The sequence below is a fragment of the Hymenobacter sp. UYAg731 genome, assembly GCF_054061335.1.
The window spans coordinates 1-1,009 of the sequence record NZ_JBSSEC010000020.1 but is presented as its reverse complement, the minus strand read 5'-3'; the positions used below and the strand labels follow the sequence as shown (position 1 = coordinate 1,009).

General features: G+C 51.8%; 2 tRNA genes and 2 rRNA genes. All 4 read right to left on the bottom strand.

Annotation, left to right across the window (positions count from 1 at the left end):
- Positions 1-446 (bottom strand): 23S ribosomal RNA (locus tag ACVWYF_RS22850); the annotation flags it as partial.
- A gap of 159 nt (positions 447-605) precedes the next feature.
- Positions 606-679 (bottom strand) — tRNA-Ala (locus ACVWYF_RS22845).
- Positions 680-715: 36 nt separating this feature from the next.
- Positions 716-789 (bottom strand) — tRNA-Ile (locus tag ACVWYF_RS22840).
- Positions 790-921: 132 nt separating this feature from the next.
- Positions 922-1,009, bottom strand: a 16S ribosomal RNA gene (locus tag ACVWYF_RS22835); the annotation flags it as partial.

The window sequence follows — 1,009 nt, the reverse complement described above, 5'->3', positions numbered from 1 at the left end:
GCTCGATTCAGACGGGGTTTCTCCGGCCCCGCCCTACTCAGGGTACCGCTACCGTGAATCAGAAGTGTCGCTTACCGGACTCTCACCGTCTATGGTGCCGTTTCCCAACGGCTTCAGCTACCTCGATTCAATCAGATGTCGCGGCCCTACAACCCCGGATTGGCCGTAACCAACCCGGTTTGGGCTCCTCCCCGTTCGCTCGCCACTACTTGGGGAATCATTGTTATTTTCTTTTCCTGCAGGTACTTAGATGTTTCAGTTCCCTGCGTTTGCCATCGCCAGTCAAGCTGGTCGATTCTCGACTCTTCCAGTCGAGGGGTTGCCCCATTCGGAAATCTGAGGATATAACGGGTATGTGCCCCTCCCCCCAGCTTATCGCAGCTTATCGCGTCCTTCGTCGCCTCTGAGACCCTAGGCATCCCCCGTGTGCTCTTTCTTACTTCTTGTTTCGTAAACGCTCTTCATTGCTGAAGTGCTTTGTCCCTTGCGGAACCAAGCGCGCTACGCTTCGTTTTTGTTACCCCTTACGTCAAAGAACGTGTACTGCTCTGATATTTAGCAGTGTCGAAGTTGACTCCCTATTGAAGTCAACCGGTATTAAATAGTGGAGAATAACGGAGTCGAACCGTTGACCCCCTGCGTGCAAGGCAGGTGCTCTAGCCAGCTGAGCTAATCCCCCGAGTTTCGTATCCAGCAGCAATCCCGCTAGTTACAGTGGGCCTGCGTGGACTCGAACCACGGACCTCTACATTATCAGTGTAGCGCTCTAACCACCTGAGCTACAAGCCCGGGTTTCGACGATACCCGAAGGCAAACGCAGAATCCGTATTCAAAATTATTTGAATGAGGAAATAAACAAAGAGTAAGTATCAAGCTACTCTATAATAGTTACTCATAACATCGTGAGCAAGGCCGCTCCAGAAAGGAGGTGATCCAGCCGCACCTTCCGGTACGGCTACCTTGTTACGACTTAGCCCTAGTTACCTGTTCTACCCTAACTGGCTTCGTT